Here is a 25,053-nt window from a genome sequence, read left to right on the forward strand (position 1 = left end):
CGGTGACCCCCCACGGCCCGCGCGAGCGGGTGAACCGGGCGCTGCTGGTCGGCGTGTCGGAGTACGACTTCACCGAGCCGCCGCACGGAGTGCCCGGCGACCTCCCCGCGGTCAAGCACAACGTGAACCGGATGCGCGAGGTGCTGGAGCGCGGCGGGGCCTTCGGCGAGCGGGAGATCAGGGTCGCCCACTCGCCGTCCCTGGACGACTTCGGCCGGGCGCTCGGAGCGGCGGCGCATGAGGCGGAGGGGGTGTTGCTGCTCTACTTCGCCGGACACGGCGCCATCCCCAGCGCGGCCGACGAGCTGTTCCTGCAGATGCGCAACGCCCGGGTGTTCGCGGGCGAACGGACCGTGTTCCCCGGCGCGGAGACGTTGACGACCGTACTGACGGTGCTGACGACCAGCCCGGCCCGGCGGATCGTGGTGATCCTCGACTGTTGCTTCGCGGGCAACGCCGCCTGGGTCCTGGAGAGCTTCCGCGAGAAGTCGCGGGTGCTGCTGCTGATGAGCGTGCAGGCCAACAACCGCATCGACGCGGGCGACCCGACGACGCCGACACCGTTCACCACCGAACTCGCGGCGCTGCTCGAGGGGAGGGCGGACGGCGGGGCGCGACTGTCGGAACTCATCGAGCCGCTGCGGGCACGGATGGCCGCGCTCGGTCACCGCACGGTGCGCGGTGAGCCGTGGGTGCCGCGGCTGCGGACGGAGCACGGCGTGGATGTGCTGCTGACGCGGAAGGCGGTACGGGTCGCGCCGCGTCCGGGACCCGTCGTGGTGGAGCCGGCCGGGGGCACGGGTGTGGCGGAAGGTGACGGGGACGCGCCCGGATCCGGCGGTGGTCGCGTGGAGACCGTGCCCGTCGGGCCGAAACTTCCGCCTGCCGGCGGCTCCGGAGAGGAACACCAGGAGGGGCGGTCGGGTGCCCGGACGTCCCTGCGGCCCCTTGGCCTTCCCGCGCTCCTCGGCCGGTTACGCGCCTTCGTCTCCCGTACGGTCCGCTCCCGGCTGCCCGGTTCGCAAAACCCGTCGGGAAGCCCGGGCAAGGGCGCGTCCAAGCCGGAGGGCCGGCCCGGGGACGGGATACCGGGCGGGCCTCAGGGCGGGGCTCAGGGCGGGATGTCCGAGGGCGCCCCCGGTGGGACGTCGGGCGGGACGTCCGAGGGCACTCCCGGTGGGACGTCGGGCCAGGGCTCCGGCGGGCGCCGGGCAGGAGAGCCCGGCCGGCGAACCGCGCTCCGCGTCGTCCTCCCGGCCGTGTTCGCCGCCGGACTCCTCGGCCTCGGAGGCTACGGCCTCACCGGGGTCATCGGCGCCGACGGCGCCCCCTGCGTTCCGGCGCTGGAACTGAGGGTGCTGACCGACCCGGATCTGGAACCGACCGTCCGTGCCGCCGCCGACGCCTATCTCACCTCCGACGAGAACACCACCGGCGACGGCTGCCGGCGCACCGGCGTCACCGTCTACAGCGCGGGTTCGTCCGACGTGGTCGGTGCCCTGCACAGCCGGTCGGGCGCCTGGCACGAACCCCACGACGAGGACGTCAACCCACAGCGGGACATCGGCCCGCAGCCGGACGTCTGGATCCCCGCCTCCCGTGCCGACGCCGACCGGGCCGTGGACGGCCGGGACACGGACGCCGTCGCCGTCCTGGAACCCGACGAGGAGCCGCTCGCCTACTCCCCCGTCGTGCTCGCCGTCCCGCACGCCATGGCCTCCGAGGCCCTGCAGGACCGTACCGGCCTCTCCCTGACCGAGATGATCGACGACCTCACCGCGCTGCACGAGGACGCCGCCGTGCACCGTCCCGACCCGGAGTTCACGGACGTGGGACTGCTCGCCACGGTCGGCCTGTACGGCGCGCAGGCGAGTGGCGTCTCCCGGGGGGAAGAGATGGTCGCCCAGTTCGGGTCGCCCTCCCCCACGGCCGCCGAGCTGCTGTGCACGCTGCCGGACAACGATGCCGTGGACGACCGCACCGCGGCCCTCGTCCCGGAGTTCCTGCTGCTCAGCGGCGTCGGCTGCGACCACTCCACGCGCAGCCCGCGTATGGCCCAGTACCCGCAGGACGTCCCCGGCGTGGAGCCGGTGTTCGTGCGGGTCCGCTGGCGGGGCGCCGACCGCGACGAGGAGGCCCGGGACGCGTCGGTGGCCGGCTTCCGCGACTGGCTGACCGGTGAGGGGGGCCGGGCGGTCTTCGCCCGGGACGGCTTCCGTGCCGCGGACAGCCGGGAACTGCTGGACCGGAGCGAGGTCACCGAACACGGATTGCTGAGCGCGCCCACTCCGCTCGACGAGTCGGCCGGCCGGGACGCGATGACCCGGGCGCTGCGCGCCTACCAGGACGCCGGTGGTCCCGGGCGGGTGCTGTTCCTGCTGGACAGCTCCGGTTCGATGGCCGGCCGGTGGGAAGGGCCGAGCGGCGGCCCCGGGCTGCTGCGGCAGTCGCTGGGCGGACTGGGCGGTCGGGACGAGTACGGGGTGTGGGCGGTGGCGGGCACCGGCGACCGTCCGTACGAAACGCTCCTGGACCTCGCCGTGCACCGGCGGGCCGACGCCGAGCGCGCCGTCGGCGCAGGCGCCCGGGTCCGGGACGCCGAGGCCGATCCGCACGCGGCGCTGCTCGCCGCGCTCGACGAGATGAAGGGCCGCGCGGCCGACGACGGACGGCCGCAGCTGATCGTGCACCTCACCGACGGCGAGGACAACGACCGGCTGACCGGCAGGCGCCTGGACGGTCTCCTCGACCGGGCGCGCACCTCCGGCGTCCCGGTGACGGTGGTGTCCCTGCAGAGCGGGGGCTGCGATCCGGACCGGCCGGACCACCGGATCGCCGAGGTGAGCGGCGGTCGCTGCCTGGACGCCGGTGACGATCTGGGCGCGGACCTCCTTGACGAGGTCGCCCGCGCCGGAACGGGGGAGGGCTGATGGCCGGAGCGGGGGGAGGGCCGGTGGTCCGACGGTTCGCCGTGCTGCTGTCGCTGCTGCTGGTGCTGGCCGCCTGCACCGGTGGCGGGGACGGGGGCGGTGGGCCGGCCTCGACCGACGCGCGGGACGTGCACGGCACGATCGTCGTCGTCAGCGGCCGGGACGTCACCGGCAAGAACGGCGTACGCCAACAGCTCATCGAGGCCTGGAACCTGCGTGAGCAGCGGGCCGGATCGCAGTTCCAGGCCCGGCTGGTGGAGCTGCCGGGCAGCGCCGACGAGCAGCGCAGCCAGCTGCTCGGCGCGCTGCAGTCCCGCAGCGCCGACTACGACGTGGTCAACCTGGACGTCACCTGGGTGCCGGAGTTCGCCGCGGCCGGGCTGATCAGGGAGCTGCCGGAGGACCTGGTCGACCGTGACGTCATCCCGTCCGTGGCCGGTACGGCCCGGTGGGACGGCAAGGTGTACGCGGCGCCGTTCAACAGCGATGTCGGCCTGCTGTACTACCGGCGCGACTATCTGGAGCAGGCCGATGTCGAGCGGCCCGACCCGCGCGACGGTCTCACCTGGGGGCAGCTGCAGGACCTCGTCGAGGCCCTCGACGCCCGTCTGGACCGGGGCGCCTACCGCAAGGGCTGGACGACCCAGCTGGCCGCGTACGAGGGACGTACGGTCAACGCGGTGGAGGCGTTCGCGTCCGCGGTGGAGGACTTCGCGCTGGTCGACGAGGAGGGCCACTACACGGGGACCGTCGAGGAGCTGGCCGAGGGGATCGCGGAGCTGCGCCGGCGCACCGATCCGCCGTACACCCTCCAGGACGCCGGCCGCTCCGACGAGGCGGCCTCGCTGAGCGACTTCGCCGAGGGGCGTACGGCGTTCCTGCGGCACTGGCCGTACGCGTATCCGGCGCTCTTCAGGACGTTCACCGAGAAGCAGCTCGGGGTGGCCCCGCTGCCCGGGAGGGCGGTGCTCGGCGGGCAGAACCTCGCGGTGACCAAGGCGTCGCCGCGGCCCGACAAGGCGGCCGACCTGATCCGGTTCCTCACCGGAAGGCAGAGCGAACGGTGTCTGCTGGAGGCGGGGTTCGCGGCGACCCGGACCTCGGCCTACGAGGACGGGGAGCGCTGCACGACGGTCACCGCCGCGCCGTCCGTGTCACCCAGGGGCGAGGGCGCCGACCAGGTGCCGCGCGACGAGGACGGCCGTCCTCTCTACGCCGACAGCATTCTGAAGGAGGCCCTGCGCGACGCGGTGCACCGGCCGAGGACCCCGCTGTACGGGGCGTTCACCCAGACGCTCACCGCCCAGCTCGGCCCGCTCCTCGGTGACGATCCGCCGGGCGACGAGGCGCTGGCGGAGCGGCTGGACGAGGCACTGCGCAGGGCGCTGCCCGGCTGACGGGTGCCGCCGCGCCGCACCGCCCCTACCGCACCGCCGCTTCCACGGGCACGGCGGTCTGCCGGTCCGGCTCGGGATCGGCGGCCTTGGCCGGGCCCGCGTTCGCCGCCAGGACCAGCGCCGCGACCGCGGTGACGGCCGCGGCGAAGCCTCGGGCGTAACGCTCGGTGGTGCGTGTGCGTCCCAGCACGGCGACCTCGCAACAGCGATGGGTTAAGCAGGTTTAATACGCGGTTTAACCTAAGGGCTGCCGGACACGAACGGCAAGAGTCACTGGGGGAGTTGGCATGGGGGAGCGGGACGAGCAGGGGACCATCGGGCGCCGGGTGCAGCGGTTGCGCGTGGAGCGCGGCCTGACCCAGAAACAGCTGGCCGAGCCGGTGTACACGCCCGCGTACATCTCCACGCTGGAAGCCGGACGGGTGCGTCCCTCCGACGACGCGCTGCGCCATCTCGCCGACCGGCTGGGAGTCGAGTTCGACGAACTGGCGACCGGACGTCCGGCCCGGCTGGTGACCGAGTTGCGGCTGCGGCTGACCGAGGCGCAGCGCACGCTCGCCGTCGGTGAGGCCGGGGCCGCGGTGGAGCAGTACAACGGGCTGCTCGCCGAGGCGGAGTCGCACGGACTGGCCGCGGAGCAGGCCGCCGCGTTGCTCGGGCTCGGGGAGTGCGCGCTGGAGACCGGCGAGCTGGCCGAGGGCCGCCAGTACTTCGAGCAGTCCGAGGCCCGGCTTGCTGACGCGCCGCTGACCGCCCGGGTGCCGGCGCTGCGCGGGCGGGCCGTCGCGCACTACCTCGCGGGGGAACTGCGGTACGCGGTCTACCTGCTGGAGTCCACGCTCGACGAGCTGAACCGGGGCGGCCTGCACGACCCGGACGCGCTGGTGCTGCTCTACGCCAGCGTGATCGGGCCGTACATGGACATGGGCGCGCACGTGCGGGCCGCGCAGGCGGCGGAGTTCGCGCTGGCGCTCGCGCCGCAGTCCGGCGACCCGGCGCTGGTGGCACGCATGCACCGCTCCGTCGCCCGCACGCTGCTCGCCGAGGGCCGTCTGGCCGAGGCGGACGCGTCGCTGGTCAAGGCGGCGGAGCTGTACCGGGGGCTGCGACTGCGCACCGAACTGGCCAACTGCCACTGGATGCGCGGGTACGTGTACGCGCAGAACGGCGAACTGGAGCGTGCCGAGGAGGAGATGCGCGAGGCGCTGGACATGCTGTCCGCCACCCGCGCGGCCCTCTACAGCAGTCAGCTGACGGTCGAGCTGGCCGACGTACTGCACCGGCGTGGCCGTTCGCGGGAGGCGGCGGCCCTGCTGCGGGACGTGCTCGGCGGGCTGTCCTCCGAGCGGGGCGCCGTGCACGCGGCGGCCGCGCACCGACTGCTCGGCATCATCGCCGAGGACGCCCGCCGGCCCGAAGAGGCGGAGGAGCACTACGTCCGCGCGATGAGCCTGCTGGAGCGTGCGGGCGCCGCCGGTGACCTGGCCGACCTGTGCCGCCTCCTCGGCGACCTCCTGCGCCGCACCGGCCGCATCGAAGCGGCCCTGGACGCCTACCGCACCGGCCTGGGCCACCGCACAGCCCCGGGCACGACCACCTTGGGCCCGGCCCCGGCCCACCCCCAGATATGACCCCCACCTCCGGCCCGTCCCTGGCCGATCTCCGGCCCACTTCCGGTCGGCTCGTCGCCGGCTTGCCTCCGCCAGGCCTGTCCCCGGCCTACCGCCGGCCTGTCCCCCCGTCGACCTTCCGCCCGCCTCTGGCCGGTTCGCCGGCCGGCCTCCGGTCCGTCTTCCGGAGTGCGTCACCGGCCCCGGCCGTCCCCGGCGTAAAGGCTGGGGATCCGCCTCACCTGCCGTCCCCTGGCTCACCCCGCCCGCCCCGCCCCGCCCCGGCTCGGGGCGGCGCGGCGCGGCGTTTCGGGGACGGCTGGGAGGGTAGTCGGGGGGCGCTTTCGGACGTGAACGGGAGGCGGTGGGCGTGCGGCCCAGGGACGACCCTGGGGGACCGGGGCCGGGACCGGACCACCCGGGCCGGGGTACCGGTGGCGGGGCGTACGAGCAGGTTGCCGAGGCGATCGCGACGGGGCTGCGCGGGGCCGGGCCCGCCGCCGCACCGGGACGGCTCTGCGCCGTGGCCGTCGCCCTGCTGCCGGTGAACGGCGCCAGCGTGTCCCTGCGCGGTGACGGGTTGCCCGTACAGCTCGCCGCGTCCAGCACGCACGCAGCGCATCTCGCCCAGCTCCAGGCGACGTTGGGCGAGGGCCCCTGCCGCCACGTCCTGGAGACCCGCCGCCCCGTGCTCACCCGCGACCTCGCCGACGACGACTGCACCCACCGCTGGCCCGTCTTCGCGCAGCAAGCGCTCGGCGCCGGTGTCCGGGCCGTGTACGCGCTCCCCCTCGGCAGCGGCGACGTCTGCGTCGGCACCCTCGACCTGTACCGCGACACGCCCGGCGGACTCACCGCCCGCCAGCTCCACACGGCCCGGGTCGTCGCCGGCGTCATGACGGTGGCGCTGATGGACCTGCCGTACGGCCTTCCGGACGGGGACGAACCCTGGCTCGGCGGTCTGGCCGCCGAGCACGACCGCGTCCACCAGGCCGTCGGCATGATCATGGTCCAGCTCGGCATCGGCGCCGACGAGGCCCTGGCCCGCCTGCGCGGCGACGCCTTCGCCCGTGGCCGCACGGCCCTCGAGGTGGCCCTGGACGTCGTTTCCCAACGTCGTCGCTTCGACGCCTCCTGAGCGCGGGCCACTTAGGGTGGGCGACCATGGACATAGCCATCCTCTTCCTCACCTCCGTCGTGATCCTCGGCATGATGACGGTCCAGAGCCGTCTCTCCCGTGCCGACCGCCGCGCCGCCCGCATCGAGCGCAAACTCGACTTGGTTTTGGGCCACTTGGGGCTTGAGGAGGAGATCCCGAGAAGGGACGAGATCGTCGGCCTGGTCCGCCGGGGCAAGCAGATCCAGGCGATCAAGCTGTACCGCGAGACCACGGGCGCGGACCTGCTCGAGGCCAAACAGGCCGTGGACCGCCTGGGCTGAACCCGGCGGCCCCACCGTCTTCAGATCTGTACGCGTCCCTGGCGGCCGATTTCCGCCAGGCGGTCCGCGCCGAGCTGGGTCGCCGCCTGGGTGACCTCCGGCAGGACCGCGCCGAAGCCACCGTTGGTGAGGGTGATCGTTTCCTCGCCGACGCGGACCGCCGCGACGTCCACGGCGAAGGAGGTCCGTACTCCGTCGGAGGCCTCCCCGGTCATGCGCAGGCGCAGGCCGGACCGGGTGTCGCCCGCCTCCGGGAGCGGGAGCCGCGTCACCTCGACGGTCTGGTTGCCGGCCCGGACGGTCGTCGCCCGGAAGCGCGCGCACTTCTCGGGCAGGGTGCCCAGCCAGGTCAGCACGCGGTCCACGTCGGCCGGACGGTACGCGGCGATCTGGTAGCGCAGCTGGGTGTCGTTGTAGGTGTCGTCGAGGGCGACCGTGGCGCGCGGGCCGGACGGGGTGCCGAAGAGCTCCTCGGTGTAGAGGACGTCGAGGAGGCGGCGGCAGTCGGGGTGGTCGGTGGTCCCCTTGAGCAGTCCGTCCCGCCAGGTCGCCGCACCCCGGCTGGTCATCCACGGCTCCCCCAGGTCCGTCTCGGTGATCAGTGCCTCCCGCAGCTGTGCCTCGCCCAGCGCGGGCGGGGACGGTGCGGGCCGCTCGCCGGCGGAAGCGGCGGAGGACGTGGACGCGGACACCGTCGGCTCCGGGGGCTGGGAGACGCCCTCGGGCAGTGGGCGGGGCACGTCCCGGGTGTCCGCCATGCACGCGGCCGTGGTGAGCAGGGCCGTCACCGACAGCGCGGAGGCGGCGAGGGCGCGGGCGGCGGCCAGGGCATGAGTCATCGGGGTGCCTCCTGGGGGACCGGGCCGTCCACGAGCGGACGTGCTCTTTACGGCACCACCGAGCCGGACGCCCCACCAGCGCGGCGAGCCGTTTGGGTGAGAGGTGACCGTGCCGGCGGATGCCCAGGCGCCGGGAGTCCGCGGACGGGCGCTGCGTGCTTCCGTCAGGAGCACATCGCGCGCAGCCCGGGGGCGGCCGGCCGTGCCGGGTTGGGGTGAAGTGGTCGAGGAAACACCGGGCACACCGGTCACAGGGGCCACAGTGCGACTTCCCGTTGATCACTACACCCCATCCGCAACCTGCGGTGATGCGAGGAGGGTTACGCCATGTCCCTCATATGACCATTTCGGGAATGGATGATTCCGTTCAATCCGTGTGTTCACTTTTAGGTTGGTGTGGACAGATTCCCGCCGTCACCCGCACGCACCCAGAGGAGATCGTGTGACCGACCGCACCCCCACGTCCGACGCCCGGCCGCCGCACCCCGCACCCGACGCCACGCCCGATCTCTCCTCCCGGAACCCCGACTGGTGGCGGCAGGCCGTCGTCTACCAGGTCTACCCCCGCAGCTTCGCCGACGGCGACGGCGACGGACTCGGTGACCTGCGCGGCATCACCCGGCGCCTCACCCACCTCGCCGCCCTCGGCGTGGACGCCCTGTGGCTGAGCCCGTTCTATCCCTCCGAACTCGCCGATGGCGGCTACGACGTCGCCGACCCGCGCGACGTCGATCCTCGCCTGGGCACCCTCGACGACTTCGACGCCCTGGTCGGCGAGGCCCATCGACTCGGCCTGAAGGTGATCGTCGACATCGTCCCCAACCACACCTCCCACCAGCACGTCTGGTTCCAGGAAGCGCTGCGGGCCGGCCCCGGCTCACCCGCCCGCGACCGCTACGTCTTCCGTGACGGCCGGGGGGAGCGGGGCGAGCTGCCGCCCACCGACTGGCAGTCCGTGTTCGGCGGCAGTGCCTGGCAGCGGGTTCCGGACGGGCAGTGGTACCTGCACCTCTTCGCCGCCGAGCAGCCCGACCTCGACTGGGGGCACCAGGACGTCCGCGACGACTACCGCGCCACCCTGCGGTTCTGGTCCGACCGGGGTGTGGACGGCTTCCGGATCGACGTGGCGCACGCCCTCACCAAGGACCTGAGCGAGCCGCTGCGCGACCTCGGCGATCACGCGGCGGGCGGTGAGACCGCCCTCGCCGGGTTCGCGCCCGGCACCCACCCCTTCTACGACCGCGACGAGGTGCACGAGATCTACCGCGACTGGCGCAAGATCCTCGACGCCTACTCGCCACCCCGGATGGCCGTCGCCGAGGCATGGGTCCCCGGCGCCCGGCGCGCCCTGTACGCACGCCCGGACGAGCTGGGCCAGGCCTTCAACTTCGAGTACCTGCAAACCCCGTGGGACGCGCGGGAGCTGCGCCGGGTCATCACCGACTCGCTCGCGACCGCGCACGCGGCCGGTGCCTCGGCGACCTGGGTGCTCTCCAACCACGACGTGATCCGTCACGCCTCCCGGCTGATGCTCCCGCCGGGCACCGACGAGAACGCCTGGCTGCTGTCGGGCGGTCATGCCCCCGCCGTCGACCTGGACGCCGGACTGCGCCGGGCCCGGGCGGCCACCCTGCTGATGCTGGCGCTGCCCGGCTCGGCGTACGTCTACCAGGGTGAGGAACTCGGCCTGCCCGAGGTCGCCGACCTGTCCACCGAGGTCCTCCAGGACCCGATCTGGGAACAGACGGGGCACGTCCGCAAGGGCCGCGACGGATGCCGGGTGCCACTGCCGTGGACGACCACCGGCCCGTCGTACGGCTTCGGGGCGGGCGGTGCCTGGCTGCCGCAGCCGTCCTCGTTCGCCGCGTACGCCGTCGAGGCGCAGGACGGGGTGGCGGGTTCGACCCTGGAGCTGTACCGCACGGCCCTGCGGCTGCGCCGCAAACTCCTGGCCGACGAGACGCTGACCTGGGCGGAGGACACCCCGGCCGGTGTCCTGCGGTTCGACCGCGGTGACGGCTGGCGCTGCGTGACCAACCTGTCCCCCGACCCCGTCTCCCTCCCGGCCGGCGAGGTCCTGCTGACCAGCACACCCCTGGAGGACGGCCGCCTCGGCCCTGACACGACGGCATGGCTCAGCCACTGACCGCACGGTGCCCGCCCCACCCCGCCGTCGCCATCGTGGCCCTGCGGCCCTGCGGCCCTGCGGCCCGCCCCGACGGGCCGGAGCGGGCCGGCGAGGTGAGATTTCCCGTCGGCGCCCTTCGGGGGCCATGTCGGGGTGGGTGCGGGGGAGGGCTCTCCGGGGGTATGCGGGAGGGGGCGCCGAGGGGCAGCTTGTGCGGCCGACCGGCCGGTCCGGACCGGGGTGGGCACGGGATGGGGTGGCACGGGAGCCCGCGACGGGGTCGGTCGCCCGCGCCCCGGTGGGCCCGTCCGCGGCGGCCGTGGCGGGACGGAGCCTTCCCGTTCGTTCTGGCGGTGCCCGCCGACGCGGTGCCGGGAACCCGGCTGGGCGGCTGTGTCCTGCGGCTCGCGGACGCGGACGGTGTGCCGCTGGAAGGGCGGCCGGTGATCACCCGCTGGGCCCGCGAGGGCGACTGGACCACCCTGAACGGGGTGAGCGCGTCGAGCGGGCAGATCCAGATCACCGTAGGTCAGTAGCGCACCGCCCGTGCCACCTCGGGGCGGGCGTCGGAGGGCAGGTCGTGCGAGCTGCGCGCGGTGGCCTGCGCGGACTCACCCGCACCCACGTCGTCCACGGTCACCAGGGCCACGTCGACCACGTCGTCGTTCGCGTCCCTGAAGTCGATCTGCACCAGGAACGACCGCGCCGAGTCGTCACTGTTGCGCACGGTCACCTCGACGGATGCGCGGCCGTCCACCGGGACGGACGGGGAGCCGAGGGTGACGTCGTCCTTGACGTCGAAGCCCCGCGTGAACTCCTCGAACCGGCGCCCGGCCTCGGCCGTCGCCGACTCCCACGCCTCGGTGGCCCGGGAGGCCGCGGAGGCGGTGGGCGGTTCGGCGCCGTCCCCGTCGCCGGTGCAGCCGGCCAACGCGCCGGCCAGCAACGCCGTCAGCGCGACCGCGCCCGCGGCCGCGCCACTACGTCGGCTCGCCATCTCAGACGTGCCCCGGGCCTCCGCTGCCGAAAGCCCCGCTGGATCCGGGCAGCCAGCGCTTGCGGTTCTGGTCCTTGCCGGTCCTGGAACCGGAGTGATGGATCTCGTAGGGCATGAGCCTGGATCCGCTCCGCTCCACCCGCGGCATCTCGTCCGGCTCCCGCATTTCCCGCATCTCGTGGACCGCGCCGCCGTCCGGCAGCTTCGGCTGTTGCTCGGGGGTGGGGCGGGGGGACTCCTGGTCCATGACCCGCATTCCGACACGAACGGCCCAGATCAGCGCGCCGGCCACGATCAGCCCGCCGATGAAGGCCGCGGTCACGTTCCACACGTTTTGGCTGACGGCCAGAAGTTCATACGTTGCGGTGCTCATGCCTCCGAGTATGGATGAGAAATAGTGATAAAGCTCCCGGAATGCCTGAATTGTCGAGGGAGGGTCGGGCTGCCCCCGTGACCGCCTCCGCAGGGCCGGTCGAGGGGTCCCCTCGACCGGCCCGCCCTCTCATTCGGCCCGCCCCGGCGGGCGGCCGGTCCCGGCCCATGGCAGATTGCGGCCAGAGGGAAGGCCGGGACGGGCCGTCGCGTCCCCACGTGTGCAGCTCGGGGCCCGGCCCCGGCCTTCCCGCATCCGCATCCGCGTTCCTGCACCGTCGGCCGGGCGACCGTCCTCTCCGCCTCCGGGGCGCCGGTGGACCGGGCGGCCCCCCGGGGGCCCGGGCCGGCGACGTTCTGTGCCTTCAGCCCGCCCGGTCGTCCGTCCCGGTCGTCCCTCCCGGACGTACGGGCAGTGCCGTGAGGTTGCGCAGCAGCGTGCCCGAGCGCCAGGTGAAGGGCTCCGGGGCGGCGAGGGCGAGAGCGGGGTGCCGTTCCAGGAGGAGGCGGAGCGCGACGGCGGCCTCCACGCGGGCGAGCGGGGCACCGAGGCAGTGGTGCGCTCCGTGTCCGAAGGCCAGGCGGCCCTGAGGACGGCGGGTGATGTCGAAGCGGTCGGGGTCGGGGAAGGCGAGCGGATCCCGGGAGGCCGCGGCGAGGGAGACGAGGACCGCGTCACCGGCGGCCACCCGGGTGCCCGCCAGGTCGAGCGGATCCGCCGCGAAGCGGAACGTGCCGGCGTGGGCGGGGGAGTCGAAACGCAGCGACTCCTCGATCGCGGGCCCGGTCAGCGCGGGATCGGCGCGCAGCAGAGCGAGCTGGTCCGGGTGGGTGAGGAGGCGGTACACGGTCGCCGAGATCAGATTGACCGTCGTCTCGTGACCGGCGACGAGGAGCAGGAAGGCCATACCGAGAAGTTCCGCGGGGGCGAGGGCGGCCTGCGTGCCGGACGGGTCGGCGGTCGTGGTCAGGTCCGCCGGCAGGAAACCGTCCGGTGCGCGGGTCTTCTCGGCGATCAGCTCGGTGAGGTAGCCGGTCAGCGCGGCCCGCGCCGCCTCCCGCGTCACCACCAGCCACGCGTCCCCGCTCCCCGGAACGTGGACACGGTGCACCGGTCCCCCCGGCCCGCAGGGCCGCGAGCACGGAGAACGGGTCGGCGGCCAGGTCGTGGCCGAGGGGGCCGGCTGCTCCAGGGTGGGCACCCGCACGTCGCCGTCCTCTCCGCGCTCGCCGCGACCAGCTGACGGGCACCATGGCGGCCGGTGAACAGGCCCGGACCGCGCCGGATGCCTGGACGGGGCTGACCGGCTACCTCCACGCCGTCTTCACCACCCTGGCGGCCGACCGGGGCACCAACGACCTCATGACCACCCGTGTGCCGGACATCGAGGTTCTCCGGACCGTGCACGCCCACAACCGCCGGACCGTCGACCTGCTGCTCAACCGGGCCCGTGACCAGGGCACCGTGCGCCCCGACGCCACCACCGAGGACCTGCTGTTCGCCCTGGCCGCCCTCGGCCGCGCCGTTCCGCCCCTCGTCACGGCCGCCCCACCCGATGCCTGGCACCGTCCTCTGGCCCTGCTGCTCGACGGGTTCCGCGCCGCACCGCCACACCCCCCCCCGGCAGGGCTCTCACCGAGGCCGAACTCGGGAACGCACTCGGAGAGATGCGACCGCACCGCACCCGCCCGGCCGGAGATCCGAAGGGGGAGGCGAGGCGTAGTGGCCGGAGGGGAGCGGCCGGGACGCACCGGGAGTCCCCGCCACGGAACCGGACGGAACGGCATCTGCCTCCGCCACGACAGTTTTTCCACCGGGGCGACTAGAGTTCTCCCGCGGGGAACCCGTCCCCGTGGCGGGCCGTGCCTTCTGTGGTCCGCGGAGAGGTGCGTATGCCTTCGGAAGGTCAGCCGTACGCCGACGGCCGGCAGCCGGACCGGGACCGGCTCCCCGTCGCCGACCGGCTCGACGACGACCACTTCCCGGCCTACACCATGGGCAGGGCCGCCGAACTGGTCGGAGCCACCCCCGCGTTCCTCCGGGCCCTGGGCGAGGCACGGCTGGTCACCCCGACGCGCTCCGGGGGTGGCCACCGCCGCTACTCGCGCCACCAGCTGAGGCTGGCCGCCCGGGTCCGCGAGCTGGTCGGCCAGGGCACACCGGTCGACGCCGCGTGCCGCATCGTCAGCCTCGAGGAGCAGCTGGAACAGGCCGAACGGGCCAACGAGGAGCTCCGTCGGCGGGAGGCGGGCGCGGTCCCGGGAGGCCGGTGAAAATCTATCGCCGTCGGAACAGTATTTCCGCTCCCGCTGCGGAAAATCTCTTTCCCTAAACACGCCGCCGGTGTTTAATTCCAGTGATTTTCCTCGCTTGCCGCGGATATGGATCGTGCTAGGCTGACGTCAGTTGCAGTTGTGGTTGCCAGTTTGCTACCGGTTCTCCGGGCAGGTGATCATCGCGACGATGGAGGGATTCGTAAAGTGCGGGTTCCGACACTGTCTCAGGAGATTTGATATGGCCACCGGTACGGTGAAGTGGTTCAACTCGGAAAAGGGCTTCGGCTTCATCGAGCAGGACGGCGGCGGCGCTGACGTGTTCGCCCACTACTCGAACATCGCCACCTCGGGCTTCCGTGAGCTCCAGGAAGGCCAGAAGGTGACCTTCGACGTCACCCAGGGCCAGAAGGGCCCGCAGGCGGAGAACATCGTTCCCGCCTGACCTGTACGCAGGGTTTCAGGAGCAGGGGTCCGCACTTCGGTGCGGGCCCCTGCTCCTTGTTTTCCCCTGCTTCTTCACCAGACTTTCGCCCGGCGATCAGACCGCCGGGCGGGGGCATGCGGGCCGCCGGGCGCGCGCGTACGGATCACCGCGACCGCAACCGTGCCGCCCGCAGCGCGTCCACCGCGATCCTCGCCGCCGTGCCGATCACCGCGTCCGCCGCCGGAAGGGTGGCGGCGGTGTGCGCCGTACGGGTGAACACGGCGACGGCGTAACGGCCGCCGTCCGGGTACTCGACGACCCCCACCTCGTTGCGCAGAGTCGGCAGGCTGCCGGTCTTCCCGGCGACATGGACGTCGTCGAACGGAAACCCGGAGGCCAGCCGGTGCGGCCACACCTGGAGCCCCATGATCCGCCGCATGGCCGCGCCGTGTTCCGGCGTACAGGCCTCGTCCCGCCACACGGCGGCCAGCAGACGGGTCAGGTCGCGCGGAGTGCTGCGGTTGGTGCGGGCGGGGTCCAGGGCCCGCAGCCGGGTGATGACCCGCGGGTCGGCGAGCGCGCGGGCGCCGTCCGGACCGGCGTCCTCCTTGACGGTGGCGAGCATGTCACCGAAGGAGTGAACGGCGAGCGTCCGCGTGAGCCCGAGCCGGGCCGTCGTCGCGTTGACGGCGTCCAGACCCACCCGGCGCAGCAGCAGATCGGCGGCGGCGTTGTCACTGACCGCCATCATCAGATACGCCAGATCCCGCAGGGACAGCCGGGCAGCGTCCAGCATGGCGGCCAGTCCGGTGGGCCCCGTGGTGCGCCCGTCGGGCAGGCACTCGACCTGCTCGGTGAGGTCCAGCCGGCCCGCCGCGGCCTGTTCGTGCAGCGTGAGCAGGACACACAGCTTGTGGATACTGGCCGTGGGCACCGGCTGGTCCGCCCCGGCGTCGAGCTGCCCGCCGGAGTCGATGTCGAGGGCGTGCAGCCGGCCGGTGACGCCGGCGTCGGCGAAGGCCGCGTGGATGCGGGCGACGGCGTCGGTCACAGCCAGTACTCCGATGCCGGACGCAGGTGCAGGGGGCGGGTGGGCACGTCGGGGGTCGCGCCGGCGGCGGTGCGCAGCGCGTGCGTGGCCGCCTCGGCGAAGGCGTGCACGGCGGCGTCGCCGCGCCCCTTGGGCCAGACGGCGGAGTGCCGCAGCGCCGGCGCCCCGCCGGTGAGCGGACGCCACACGACGTCCGGGTCCCCGTCCCCCGCGGGTGGCCGGGAGTCACGCGGGCACAGGGCGACGGCCCCGGCGGACAGCACCAGCCCGCGGACGAAGGCGTCGCCCTGGCCGTGACGTACGGCGGCGGGGGTGAAGCCGCCCCGGGCGCAGGTGGTCAGCAGGTCGTCGTAGACGGCCGGGGCCGCCGCGCGGGGGAAGAGGATCAGGTCGTGGCCGGTCAGCGCGACCAGGGGCACCTCGTCGAGCCCGGCCGCGGGAGTCCCGCGCGGCAGCAGGACACCGAGCTCCCGCCGCAGCACCGGGCCCAGTTCCAGGCCGGAGACGTCGCACGGATGGTGCACGATGCCGACGTCGAGTTCGTGGGCCGCGAGCCGGGCGAGCTGCTGTGCGGTGGGCAGTTCGTGCAGTTCCAGCTCGAGACCGTGGTGACGGCGCCCGAAGTCCGCGAGCAGCGCGGCGACGGTCCCGCCCGAGAGGTCCGGGGGGAGGGCGGCCCGCAGCAGCCCTGTCTCGCCGTCGCGCACCCGGCGCGCGGTGGCGAGGAACGACTCCGAACGGGCGAGGAGTTCACGGGCCTCGGCCAGCAGCAGCCGCCCCGCCTCGGTGATCGTGACCTGACGGCTGGTCCGCTCGAAGAGCCGGACGCCCAATTCCCTCTCCAGTCGCTGGACGCGCTGCGACAGCGGCGGCTGGGCCATCCCCAGACGGGCCGCCGCACGCCCGAAGTGTGACTCTTCTGCAACAGCCACAAAGCACTCCAGGTGCCGCACCAGGTCCACGACCAGTAATCATATCGGGTATTAATCAATCCATGATTGATAGCGGACTTGGACGGACGGTCCTCCCCACTGTTGTTGTCGGGGCATGAACTCCTCTCTCGTATTCCCCCCTGATGGTCCGCGCCGCCACCGCCCCCGCAGAACGGCCAAGTCCCTCACCGCGGTGGCCGCGGTGGCCGCGGTCGCCCTGGGCGGGGCGTACGCGGCCGGGCTCGGCCCCTTCGGGGGCGAGCCCGGACCCGACCCCGAGGCGGTGGCCGAGGCCCGCGCGTTCCTCGCCGACTGGGCTGCCGGACGACTGCCGCAGGCCGCCGCCCGTACGACCGGACCCGACCGCGCGGAGCAGGTGCTGGCGAGCTTCACCACCGGACTCGACATCGGCACACCACGGTTCACGGCCGGAGAACCCGAGGAGACCGGTGACGGCACCCTCACCGTGCCCTTCACCGCGAAGATGCCCGTCACGGGCCTCGGCACCTGGACCTACAGCTCAGAACTGCCCCTGCGGGAGCACAAGGACGGTGCCTGGAAGGTGGAGTGGAAGCTCTCGCTCGTCCACCCGAGGCTCACCGGCACGGAGAAGTTCCGCCTGGAGCGCGAGGAGACCGCGCCGGTCGAGGCCACCGACCGTGACGGCGAGACCCTCTCGGCCGCCACCCACCCCTCACTCGCCCCCGTCCTGGCCCAGCTGGCCGGAGGCGCGGACGGCGGTGGCCCGCGCGGCGCCGTACAGCTCGTCGACCGGACCACCGGGGAGGTGCGGCGCACCGAGGCGTCCTTCGGCGGGAAGGACACCGTCAGGGACGACGGACCCGTCCGCACCACCCTCCACGCCGGCTGGCAGTCGGCCGCCGAAGGCGCCCTTGCGAAGGCCGACGGCAAGAACGCCGCGCTCGTCGCCCTGCGCATCGACGACGGCGAGATCCTGGCCGTGGCCAACGCGCCCGCCTCCGGCTTCAACCGCGCCGTCTCCGGCACCTACGCGCCCGGCTCCACCTGGAAGATCGTCACCAGCAGCGCCCTGCTGCTGAAGGGCGCGGTCGCACCCGACGACGTCGTGGACTGCCCCAAGTACCTGACGGTGGGCAAACGGTTCCAGAACGTCGAGACCTCCGCACACCCCGGCGCCACCTTCCGCAAGGACTTCACCGAGTCCTGCAACACCGCGTTCATCAGCCTGCGCGGCAAGCTCGGCGAGGGCGAGCTCGGCGACGTGGCGGAGAAGTACTTCGGGGTCGGCCAGACCTGGCACGTGGGTGTTCCCTCGTACGACGGTTCGGTACCGGTCCCGCGCGACGCCACCGAGAAGGCCGCCTCGATGATCGGGCAGGGGCGAATTCAGGCCAACCCGTTGATCATGGCGTCGGTCACCGCCACGGCCGTATCGGGCACCTTCCACCAGCCCTCGCTCGTCGACGGCACCGAGGACTCGACCAGCACCACCCCGCTGCCGCCGGAGGTGGTGACCCAGCTGCGCGCACTGATGCGGGCCACCGTCACCGAGGGCACGGCCCGCGTCCTGGCCGGCCTGCCCGGCGGCATCGGTGCCAAGACCGGCACCGCGGAGGTCTCCGAGGACCAGGACAACAACGGCTGGATGGTCGCCCACCGGGGCAATGTGGCCGTGGCCTGCGTGGTCGAGGAGGGCGTCACCGGAGGCGGTTCGGCGGGACCGGTGATCGAGGCCCTGCTGTCCGCCGTACCCGAGTCCTGACCGCACCGTCCGAAAGCGAGCGTCTCCCCGTGACCCCACACCCCTCCCGCCGCGCGCTGCTGCTGGCCGCGGCCCTCGCCCCCGTGGCCGGATGCGCCACCGACGACGCACCGGCGCGCGAACGCGGCCGGGGCGGCACGGCGACGTCCGGCCGCCCCGCGCCCGCGCCCGTGAAACCCCGGAGTCTCACCGACCTCGAACGCGAGTACGGCGCCCGCCTCGGGATCCACGCCCTCGCGACCGGCACCGGGGCCACCGTCGTCCATCGTGCCGACGAACGCTTCGCGTTCTGCTCCACCTTCAAGACGCTCGCCGCGGCCGCCGTCCTGGACCGCCGTCCGCCCGCCCGCCTGGGCGAACGCGTCACCTACACCCGGGACGACCTCGTCCCCTACTCACCCGTCACCGAGAAGCACACCGGAACCGGCATGACCGTCCGGGACCTCTGCGACGCCGCCGTCCGGCACAGCGACAACACGGCCGCCAACCTGCTCCTGCGCGACCTCGGCGGCCCGCGCGCCCTCACCGCCCACCTGCGCGCACTCGGTGACTCCGTGAGCCGCCTGGACCACGGCGAACCCGAGCTGAACAACAACCCGCCCGGGGACCCGCGCGACACCACGACCCCCCGGGCCGTCGCCGCCGACTACCGCGCCCTCGTGCTCGGCGACGCCCTGCCGGCCGCCGGGCGGGCCCTTCTGACGGACTGGCTCGTCCGCAGCACCACCGGCGGCCGGCGCATCCGGGCCGGCGTCCCCCACGGCTGGAGGACCGGCGACAAGACCGGTACCGGCCCCTGGGGCCGGGCCAACGACGTCGCCGTGCTGTGGCCCGGGCGTGGCGCCCCGCTGGTGCTGGCGGTCCTCACCGACCGCCCCGACCGCGACGCCGCCCCCAGCGACGCGCTGATCGCCGAGGCCACCCGCCGCGTCCTCGCCGCCCTCGGCTGAACCGAGGGGGCCGTTCTCGTCGTCATCCCTGCTTGGGCGCGGCCTGCTGGACCACCTCGAAGGACCACAGCGTGGCGTCCGTGGCCGCCGGACGGGGCTTGTCGCCCTGCGCCCCGCTGCCCGCCCCGCCGTGCGCGGCCTGGCCGCGGCCGGCCATCCAGCGCTGGAAGTCCTCCTCGGTCCGCCAGCGGGTGTAGACGAGGTAGGTGTCGGTGCCCTCGACGGGGCGCAGCAGCTCGAACCACTCGAACCCGTCCGAACCCTCCACCGCCCCCGCCCGCGCGGCGAACCGCTGCTCCAGCGTCTCGCGCTGCTCCTCCGGGACCGTGAGTACGTTGATCTTGACGATGCTCATGTCCCGATTGTTCCGCAGGGGCGGCACGGGACGCGCGGCGGGTCAGCCGAGGCAGATCACCAGGAGGCAGAGCCGGGAGGAGTCGGACTCGGTGGCCGGCGGTGTGGAGGGGGCGGTTCCGGAACTCTCGCCCTGGTCCGTGCCACCGGTGCCGTTGTCGGCGGCCGGAGGCGGGGGCGTGGACGTGGGCGGGGCGGTCGTACCGGAGCCGGAGGCCGGTCCGGAGGCCTGCTCCGGGTCCGCGTCCGCATCCCTCTCCCCGACCGCGTCCGAGCGGGCGCCCGAGCGGGAGACGGCGTCCGGGGCCGTCGTCCGTGGCGGGGACGTCTGCTCCGTCCGGGTCGCGGGGGCGTTGTCCGTGCGGTCGCGGGACGGCGTGGTGGAGGCCGGCGTGGCGCCGTCCGGCGTGCGGCGCCTGTCGTCGGCCGGGGGCGACTGCGCCGTACGGTCAGGGGAGACGGTGGGGGAATCCGGGCCGGCGGAGCCGTCCGCGGGGCCCGTCGCGCCGCCCATGCCCTGGATGTCGGGTGCGGTGGCGGCCTGGGTGCGGTCACCGGTGCCGCTGTTCGCCGAGGTGAGGGTCAGCCCGCCGCCCACGAGGGCCACCGCCGTGGCGACCAGGGCACGCCGCTGGGTCTTCTTCCAGCGGGCCAACTGCCGCCGCCGCGCCGCACGGCCGGTGCCCGAGAGCGCGGGCGTCTCGCCCGGCACGTCTGGCGGCACGTCACCGGGCCGTGCCGCGGGGGACGTTACGGCGGGGGGACCGGTGGCAGTGGTCGCCGCTACGGGAACGGTCTGACCGCCGATGGCGCTGGGCGCGATGTCGGGGGCGTAAGCACCGCAGCCGGGGCAGACCAGGGCGCCGTTCAGATGCCGGCGGCACGTGGAGCAGTAGTCCATCCGCTGTCTTCCTGAGTTGTCGTACCGGCCGCCCGGAAGGTGACCGGTCCGAGCAGGGGACAGCAACGCTAGCCAGACCCGCCACCCACTGTGTGCAGCCCGTGTGCCGCTCCTGCGCACATTCTCCGTGCGCCGCGCGAGAAGGTCGTGAGCATGCGTGCCGCATCACCGCACAACGGACACACTGCTGACCGGTGTTCAGGATGTGGCCGGAAGTCGGCCTTGACGCCGTACCGAGGTGCCGCGTTGGCTTTCCAGCCACTTGGCCGCCCACGCCGCACGACCGCCCGGAAGGCACCCCACGTGAACCCGCGTACCACCCATGCCCCCCTGTCCGTGAGTCGCAGCGTCGCGCTTCTGACCGCCACGCTGTCGGCCCTCTCGCTGACCGGGTGCGGCCTCGTCGGCGCGACCAGCGACGACGGTGCGGAGCCGCGCTCCAGGACCAACGACATAACGGTGGGTCTGCTGCTGCCCGACACGGACACGGCGCGCTTCGAGAAGTTCGACTACCCGCTCATCAAGGAGCGGATCTCCTCCCTCACCGACAAGAAGGGCAAGGTCGCCTACGCGAACGCCGGGGGCAGCATGGCCAAGCAGAACGAGCAGTTCGCACAGATGATCGCCGACGGCGTCGACGTGATCCTGGTGGACGCGGTGGACGCCAAGGCGATCGCACCGGCCGTGCGCAAGGCCAAGGAGGCGGACATCCCCGTCATCGCCTACGACCGTCTCGCCGAGGGCCCGATCGACGCGTATGTCTCGCACGACAACGAACTCGTCGGCCAGGTGCAGGGCCGCGCCCTCGTGACCGAGCTCGGTGACGACGCCGACACCAGCAAGGTCGTCATGATGAACGGCGAGCCCGCGGACCCGAACACGGCACTGTTCAAGAAGGGCGCGCTCAGCGAACTGGACGGCAAGGTCAACATCGTCAAGACCTACGACACCACGAAGTGGCTGCCCGAGGTCGCCGCGGAGAACATGCGCAAGGCGCTCAAGGAGGTCGGCGTGGGCAATATCGCCGCCGTCTACTCGGCGAACGACGGCATGGCCGGTGCCGTCATCAAGACGCTCGAGGACGCCGGCGTGACCGACATGCCGCCGGTGACCGGGCAGGACGCGGACCTCGCGGCCGTGCAGCGGATCGTGACGGGCACACAGCACATGACGGTGTACAAGTCCTTCCTGCTGGAGGCCACCGGGGCCGCCGACATGGCGGTGGCCAAGGTGCAGGAGCGCTCGATCCAGTTCGACGCGCTGGCCCGGGACCGCATCGACAGCCCCACGCAGAAGGACGTCCCGGCGATGCTGGTCCCGGTGGTGGCCCTCACGAAGGAGAACATCGAGGACACGGTGATCGAAGACGGCGTCTACACCGTCAAGGACATCTGCACCGATGCCTACGCGACGGCCTGCGCGGAGATCGGTCTCGGCTCGTGAACCACGCCGACGTGACGCGGCTCACCTCCCGTGCGCCGATCACTTCCGCTCCGTGCACCGGTCGTCAGTGACGAGACGAACCGCGAACCGCGCATCGAAAGAAGGAGCGGCCGCCATGACCGCACAGGCGAAGGGCCCCGCGAGCTATTTCCCGTCGATCGAGAAGAAGTACGGCCGTCCGGTCGCGGAGTGGAAGGACCTCATCCGCACGTCACCGCTGACCCGGCACATGGAGCTCGTCGCCTGGCTCAAGACCGAGCACGGTCTGGGCCACGGCCACGCCAACGCCCTCGTCGCCCACACCCTCGCCGAGGACAGCGGCCCGAGGCCGTAGGGCGGCGGGGGCCGTCGCGCCCGGGGCGCACCCGGCCCTCCCCAACGGCCGTCCCGTGCCGTCGGAGTTAGGATCCGGGGCATGGTCCTGAGCGTGCGCGACGTGGAGCGGTTCATGGCCTCCAAGCCGCGGCTGGAGGCCATCGCCTACCGGCTGCTCGGCTCCGCGAGCGAGGCCGAGGACGCGGTGCAGGAGACGTTCCTGCGGTGGCAGGGCGCCGATGTCGAGCGCATCCGGGTCCCCGAGGCGTGGCTGACGAAGGTGCTCACCAACCTGTGTCTCAACCAGCTCGCCTCGGCCCGCGCGCGGCGCGAGACCTACGTGGGCCAGTGGCTCCCCGAGCCGCTGCTCGCCGGGGACCCGATGCTCGGCCCCGCCGACACCGCCGAACAGCGGGAGTCGGTGTCGTACGCGGTACTCGTCCTGCTGGAGCGGCTCGCTCCGAACGAGCGGGCGGTGTACGTCCTGCGGGAGGCGTTCGACTACCCGCACCGGGAGATCGCCGAGATCCTCGACCTCACCGAGGCCGCCAGCCAGCAGATCCTCCACCGCGCCAAGCGGCACCTCGCGCAGGGCAGGGCCCGTACGGACATCGACGAGGCCGCCGCCCGGCGGATCGTCGACGAGTTCCTCGCGGCCGCCACCAGCGGACGGACCGAGCCGCTGGTCCGGCTGCTCACCCAGGACGCCGTCGCGGTCGGCGACGGCGGCGGGAAGATTCCGGCCCGCGCCAAGGCGTTCGAGGGCGCGCTCGCGGTCGCCACGTTCGTGCGGGGTCTGTTCACACCGGGCAAGGCCAAGCGCGCCCTGATCGGCGGCTCGCCCGGGGTCTACGTCACGACGGCCAACGGTGAGCCCGCGGTGGTGGCCGTCGTCGAGGGCCGGGTCGTGGGAGTCATGTGCCTGGAGATGACGGCCGACGGCATCGCCGCCGTCCGCAGCCAGGTCAACCCGGACAAGCTCGCGCGCGTGACCGAGCGCTGGGCGGCCGGCGATCACGGCGAACCCCTGCTCCACGCGTTCTGAGTGTGATGTGACGCACGTCACATCACGACCCTGTCAGGGAACGGCGGGCCGCCCGGTTCAAGGGGTGAACCCGCAGACGACAGGAGCAGGCCATGCAGCACCGCATCATCGTCCTCGGAGCCGGCTACACCGGAGCCTCGGCCGCCGGACGCCTCGCCAGGCGGCTGCGCCGTGAGGACGTCGCCATCACCCTGGTCAACGCCGAGCCCGACTTCGTCGAGCGCGTGCGCAACCACGAGCTCGCGGCCGGACGGCAGCTCAAGCACCGTCCCCTCGCCGAGATGCTCGCCGGGACCGGCGTGGAACTGAGGCTCGCGCAGGTCACCGGCGTGGACGTCGACCGCAGGGAGGTGGCCGTCCGGGACGCGAACGGCGACGGCGAGCTGGAGTACGACACCCTGGTGTACGCCCTCGGCAGCCGCTGGAACGACCAGGGCGTCCCCGGTACCGCCGAGCACGCCCACGAGATCGCCGGCCGCCCCGGCGCGCTCCGGGTGCGCGAGCGGCTCGCCCGTCTGGACGCCGGACAGCCCGTCGTCGTGGTCGGCGGCGGTCTCACCGGCCTGGAGGCCGCGACCGAGATCGCCGAGGCCCGCCCGGACCTCGACGTCGCCCTCGCCGCCCGCGGCGGCCTCGGTGACTGGCTCTCGCCCAAGGGCCGCCGGCACCTGCGCAAGGTCGTCGACCGGCTCGGCATCACCGTGCACGAGCACGCCGACGTCACCGCCGTCGGCGCCGACCGTGTCACCACCGCCGACGGCGCGTCCCTCCCGGCCGCGCTCACCGTGTGGACCACCGGCTTCGCCGTCCACCCGATCGCTCGGGCCACCGCCCTGGAGGCCACCGCCACCGGGCAGATCGTGGTCGACGTGACCATGCGCTCGGTCTCGCACCCCGAGGTGTACGCCATCGGCGACGCGGCCATGGTGACGGGCCCCGGCGACAAACCGCTGCGGATGTCGTGCGCCTCGGGCGTCCCCACCGCGTGGCAGGCCGCCGACGCCATCGCGGCCCGGCTGACCGGCGGGAAGCTCCCCAAGGTGCCGCTCCGCTACTTCAACCAGTGCATCTCCCTGGGCCGCAAGGAGGGACTCATCCAGTACGTCACCGCCGACGACCGCGCCGTCGACACGGCCCTGACCGGACGGCTCGCCGCCCTCTACAAGGAACTGGTCTGCAAGGGCGCCGCCTGGGGAGTGGCCCACCCGACGCTCGGCATACCGACCCGGCGCCGCGCCGTACGGATCCCGGCTCCCGGACCTGCCGAGGTCCGCTCGGCGGGCACGGCCGACACGGCGGGCACGGCGGCCGAGGCGGCGGCCTGAGCCCCGCACCCCGTCCCGACGGTCAGGACCGCCGGGAACCGTGCGGATCAGCCGGTGAGGTCGAACGTGGCGGCGCGCCGCACGAACACCGTGCCGCCGTCCTTCGCCGTCGCCAGCACGGAGACGTGCCAGGTCCCCTTGTCCAGATCGGCCACCTCCTCCCGCGTGGCCTTCACCGTGTAGGTGCAGCGGGAGGTGGTGGCCGTGGCGGGGCGGCAGGTGGCATCGTCCACGTACCGCATCTCCGCCTCGGTCGGCTCGTCGAGCTTCGAACCGACCGGCCAGGCGATGACCTTGAGGCCCCGGACGCCCGAGTCGTCGCTCACGTCCGTGGTGAGGCCGAGCGACCCCGCGGTGGTGCCGGACGGTGCCACGTAGCGGACCGAGGTGTTCTCCAGGGTCGGCTCCGTGGCGGGCGAGGCCACCGCGAGGCCGCCGACGGCGACCCCGCCCACGACGGCGGCGGCGATGAGCGACGACACGAGAAGGTGCTTGGGCATGGGAAGTCCCCCTGGGACGTGTGTGGTGGAGAGCCGGTGCGGTGCCCGCACCCGCCGAAGAGAACGGGAGGGTGGCTCC

General features: G+C 73.5%; 24 protein-coding genes and 2 pseudogenes. 16 read left to right on the top strand and 10 right to left on the bottom strand.

Translation table 11 applies throughout. From position 1 onward, the window contains the following. Nucleotides 1-2 precede the first annotated feature (2 nt). Nucleotides 3-2,930 (top strand): vWA domain-containing protein, encoded by a 2,928-nt coding sequence (locus ACZ5C2_RS09580; protein WP_468788367.1) that lies wholly within the window; start codon nt 3-5, stop codon nt 2,928-2,930. After that, entirely contained in the window at nt 2,930-4,327 is a 1,398-nt protein-coding gene (locus ACZ5C2_RS09585; RefSeq protein ID WP_468788369.1) for an extracellular solute-binding protein, read from the top strand. The genes ACZ5C2_RS09580 and ACZ5C2_RS09585 overlap by 1 nt, the downstream gene beginning before the upstream one ends. 25 nt (nt 4,328-4,352) lie before the next feature. Here the strand turns inward: ACZ5C2_RS09585 and ACZ5C2_RS09590 are convergent, their stop codons facing one another. Then, nucleotides 4,353-4,517 (bottom strand): hypothetical protein, encoded by a 165-nt coding sequence (locus ACZ5C2_RS09590; RefSeq protein WP_468788371.1) that lies wholly within the window; start codon nt 4,515-4,517, stop codon nt 4,353-4,355. Between the two features lie 97 nt (nt 4,518-4,614). On the opposite strand from ACZ5C2_RS09590, the gene ACZ5C2_RS09595 reads away from it, so the two are divergent. The 3 genes from ACZ5C2_RS09595 to ACZ5C2_RS09605 all read left to right on the top strand — a co-directional run bounded on the left by ACZ5C2_RS09595 (nt 4,615) and on the right by ACZ5C2_RS09605 (nt 7,377). Further along, the gene (locus tag ACZ5C2_RS09595; RefSeq protein WP_468788373.1) at nt 4,615-5,958 is read left to right on the top strand and encodes a tetratricopeptide repeat protein; all 1,344 of its coding nucleotides are present in this window, start codon (nt 4,615-4,617) and stop codon (nt 5,956-5,958) included. A gap of 343 nt (nt 5,959-6,301) precedes the next feature. Then, nucleotides 6,302-7,075: a GAF and ANTAR domain-containing protein gene (locus ACZ5C2_RS09600; RefSeq protein WP_468788375.1), complete on the top strand. Its 774-nt coding sequence runs from the start codon at nt 6,302-6,304 to the stop codon at nt 7,073-7,075. 26 nt (nt 7,076-7,101) lie between these two features. Further along, a complete protein-coding gene (locus ACZ5C2_RS09605) occupies nt 7,102-7,377 on the top strand; it encodes a hypothetical protein (RefSeq protein ID WP_468788377.1) in 276 nt (91 codons plus the stop codon). A 20-nt stretch (nt 7,378-7,397) separates the two neighbouring features. Here the strand turns inward: ACZ5C2_RS09605 and ACZ5C2_RS09610 are convergent, their stop codons facing one another. Next, nucleotides 7,398-8,216 carry a hypothetical protein gene (locus ACZ5C2_RS09610; RefSeq protein WP_468788379.1) on the bottom strand — a complete coding sequence of 273 codons (819 nt, stop codon included), beginning with the start codon at nt 8,214-8,216 and terminating at the stop codon, nt 7,398-7,400. A 442-nt stretch (nt 8,217-8,658) separates the two neighbouring features. Between ACZ5C2_RS09610 and ACZ5C2_RS09615 the strand changes: the two genes are divergently transcribed. Both ACZ5C2_RS09615 and ACZ5C2_RS09620 read left to right on the top strand, forming a co-directional pair. Further along, on the top strand, nt 8,659-10,362 hold the full coding sequence (locus tag ACZ5C2_RS09615; RefSeq protein WP_468788381.1) for a glycoside hydrolase family 13 protein: 1,704 nt from the start codon (nt 8,659-8,661) through the stop codon (nt 10,360-10,362). A gap of 335 nt (nt 10,363-10,697) precedes the next feature. Next, nucleotides 10,698-10,880, top strand: a complete 183-nt coding sequence (locus tag ACZ5C2_RS09620) for a hypothetical protein (protein ID WP_468788383.1) — start codon at nt 10,698-10,700, stop codon at nt 10,878-10,880. Here the strand turns inward: ACZ5C2_RS09620 and ACZ5C2_RS09625 are convergent. The 3 genes and pseudogenes from ACZ5C2_RS09625 to ACZ5C2_RS09635 form a co-directional block, all read right to left on the bottom strand. Further along, nucleotides 10,874-11,341, bottom strand: coding sequence for a hypothetical protein (locus ACZ5C2_RS09625; protein ID WP_468788385.1), 468 nt, complete (start codon nt 11,339-11,341; stop codon nt 10,874-10,876). The two genes, ACZ5C2_RS09620 and ACZ5C2_RS09625, sit on opposite strands and share 7 nt — an antisense overlap. A 1-nt stretch (nt 11,342) precedes the next feature. After that, nucleotides 11,343-11,714, bottom strand: a complete 372-nt coding sequence (locus ACZ5C2_RS09630) for a DUF6479 family protein (protein ID WP_468788387.1) — start codon at nt 11,712-11,714, stop codon at nt 11,343-11,345. Nucleotides 11,715-12,078: 364 nt separating this feature from the next. Then, nucleotides 12,079-12,768, bottom strand: a pseudogene (locus ACZ5C2_RS09635) (cytochrome P450); the annotation flags it as partial. A 197-nt stretch (nt 12,769-12,965) separates the two neighbouring features. Here ACZ5C2_RS09635 and ACZ5C2_RS09640 point away from each other — a divergent pair. The 3 genes and pseudogenes from ACZ5C2_RS09640 to ACZ5C2_RS09650 all read left to right on the top strand — a co-directional run. After that, a pseudogene (locus tag ACZ5C2_RS09640) lies at nt 12,966-13,256 on the top strand (SbtR family transcriptional regulator); the annotation flags it as partial. A 350-nt stretch (nt 13,257-13,606) separates the two neighbouring features. Then, a complete protein-coding gene (locus tag ACZ5C2_RS09645; protein WP_468788389.1) occupies nt 13,607-13,987 on the top strand; it encodes a MerR family transcriptional regulator in 381 nt (126 codons plus the stop codon). 241 nt (nt 13,988-14,228) lie between these two features. Beyond that, entirely contained in the window at nt 14,229-14,432 is a 204-nt protein-coding gene (locus ACZ5C2_RS09650; RefSeq protein ID WP_004985680.1) for a cold-shock protein, read from the top strand. A gap of 145 nt (nt 14,433-14,577) precedes the next feature. Here ACZ5C2_RS09650 and ACZ5C2_RS09655 read toward each other — a convergent pair whose 3' ends face one another. Continuing rightward, nucleotides 14,578-15,465, bottom strand: a complete 888-nt coding sequence (locus ACZ5C2_RS09655; RefSeq protein ID WP_468788391.1) for a serine hydrolase — start codon at nt 15,463-15,465, stop codon at nt 14,578-14,580. Beyond that, entirely contained in the window at nt 15,462-16,397 is a 936-nt protein-coding gene (locus ACZ5C2_RS09660; RefSeq protein ID WP_468788393.1) for a LysR family transcriptional regulator, read from the bottom strand. The genes ACZ5C2_RS09655 and ACZ5C2_RS09660 overlap by 4 nt, the downstream gene beginning before the upstream one ends. 115 nt (nt 16,398-16,512) lie before the next feature. Between ACZ5C2_RS09660 and ACZ5C2_RS09665 the strand changes: the two genes are divergently transcribed. Both ACZ5C2_RS09665 and bla read left to right on the top strand, forming a co-directional pair. Further along, the gene (locus ACZ5C2_RS09665; RefSeq protein ID WP_468788395.1) at nt 16,513-18,141 is read left to right on the top strand and encodes a penicillin-binding transpeptidase domain-containing protein; all 1,629 of its coding nucleotides are present in this window, start codon (nt 16,513-16,515) and stop codon (nt 18,139-18,141) included. A gap of 29 nt (nt 18,142-18,170) precedes the next feature. Continuing rightward, nucleotides 18,171-19,091, top strand: a complete 921-nt coding sequence (bla, locus tag ACZ5C2_RS09670; protein ID WP_468788397.1) for a class A beta-lactamase — start codon at nt 18,171-18,173, stop codon at nt 19,089-19,091. A gap of 22 nt (nt 19,092-19,113) precedes the next feature. Here the strand turns inward: bla and ACZ5C2_RS09675 are convergent, their stop codons facing one another. Next, on the bottom strand, nt 19,114-19,446 hold the full coding sequence (locus ACZ5C2_RS09675; RefSeq protein WP_468788399.1) for an antibiotic biosynthesis monooxygenase family protein: 333 nt from the start codon (nt 19,444-19,446) through the stop codon (nt 19,114-19,116). 42 nt (nt 19,447-19,488) lie between these two features. Beyond that, nucleotides 19,489-20,346 (bottom strand): SCO2400 family protein, encoded by an 858-nt coding sequence (locus ACZ5C2_RS09680; protein ID WP_468788401.1) that lies wholly within the window; start codon nt 20,344-20,346, stop codon nt 19,489-19,491. Nucleotides 20,347-20,649: 303 nt separating this feature from the next. On the opposite strand from ACZ5C2_RS09680, the gene ACZ5C2_RS09685 reads away from it, so the two are divergent. The 4 genes from ACZ5C2_RS09685 (at nt 20,650) to ACZ5C2_RS09700 (ending at nt 24,474) form a co-directional block, all read left to right on the top strand. Then, complete coding sequence (locus ACZ5C2_RS09685; RefSeq protein WP_468788403.1) at nt 20,650-21,789, top strand: sugar ABC transporter substrate-binding protein; 1,140 nt, start codon at nt 20,650-20,652, stop codon at nt 21,787-21,789. 115 nt (nt 21,790-21,904) lie between these two features. After that, nucleotides 21,905-22,123, top strand: coding sequence for a DUF4287 domain-containing protein (locus tag ACZ5C2_RS09690; protein ID WP_468788405.1), 219 nt, complete (start codon nt 21,905-21,907; stop codon nt 22,121-22,123). Between the two features lie 81 nt (nt 22,124-22,204). After that, entirely contained in the window at nt 22,205-23,149 is a 945-nt protein-coding gene (locus tag ACZ5C2_RS09695; RefSeq protein ID WP_468788407.1) for an RNA polymerase sigma-70 factor, read from the top strand. 92 nt (nt 23,150-23,241) lie between these two features. Then, the gene (locus tag ACZ5C2_RS09700; protein WP_468788409.1) at nt 23,242-24,474 is read left to right on the top strand and encodes an NAD(P)/FAD-dependent oxidoreductase; all 1,233 of its coding nucleotides are present in this window, start codon (nt 23,242-23,244) and stop codon (nt 24,472-24,474) included. Between the two features lie 47 nt (nt 24,475-24,521). Here ACZ5C2_RS09700 and ACZ5C2_RS09705 read toward each other — a convergent pair whose 3' ends face one another. After that, nucleotides 24,522-24,974, bottom strand: a complete 453-nt coding sequence (locus ACZ5C2_RS09705) for a DUF5707 domain-containing protein (protein ID WP_468788411.1) — start codon at nt 24,972-24,974, stop codon at nt 24,522-24,524. Nucleotides 24,975-25,053 lie beyond the last annotated feature (79 nt).

The sequence above is a fragment of the Streptomyces sp. NPDC031365 genome (genome assembly GCF_055569765.1).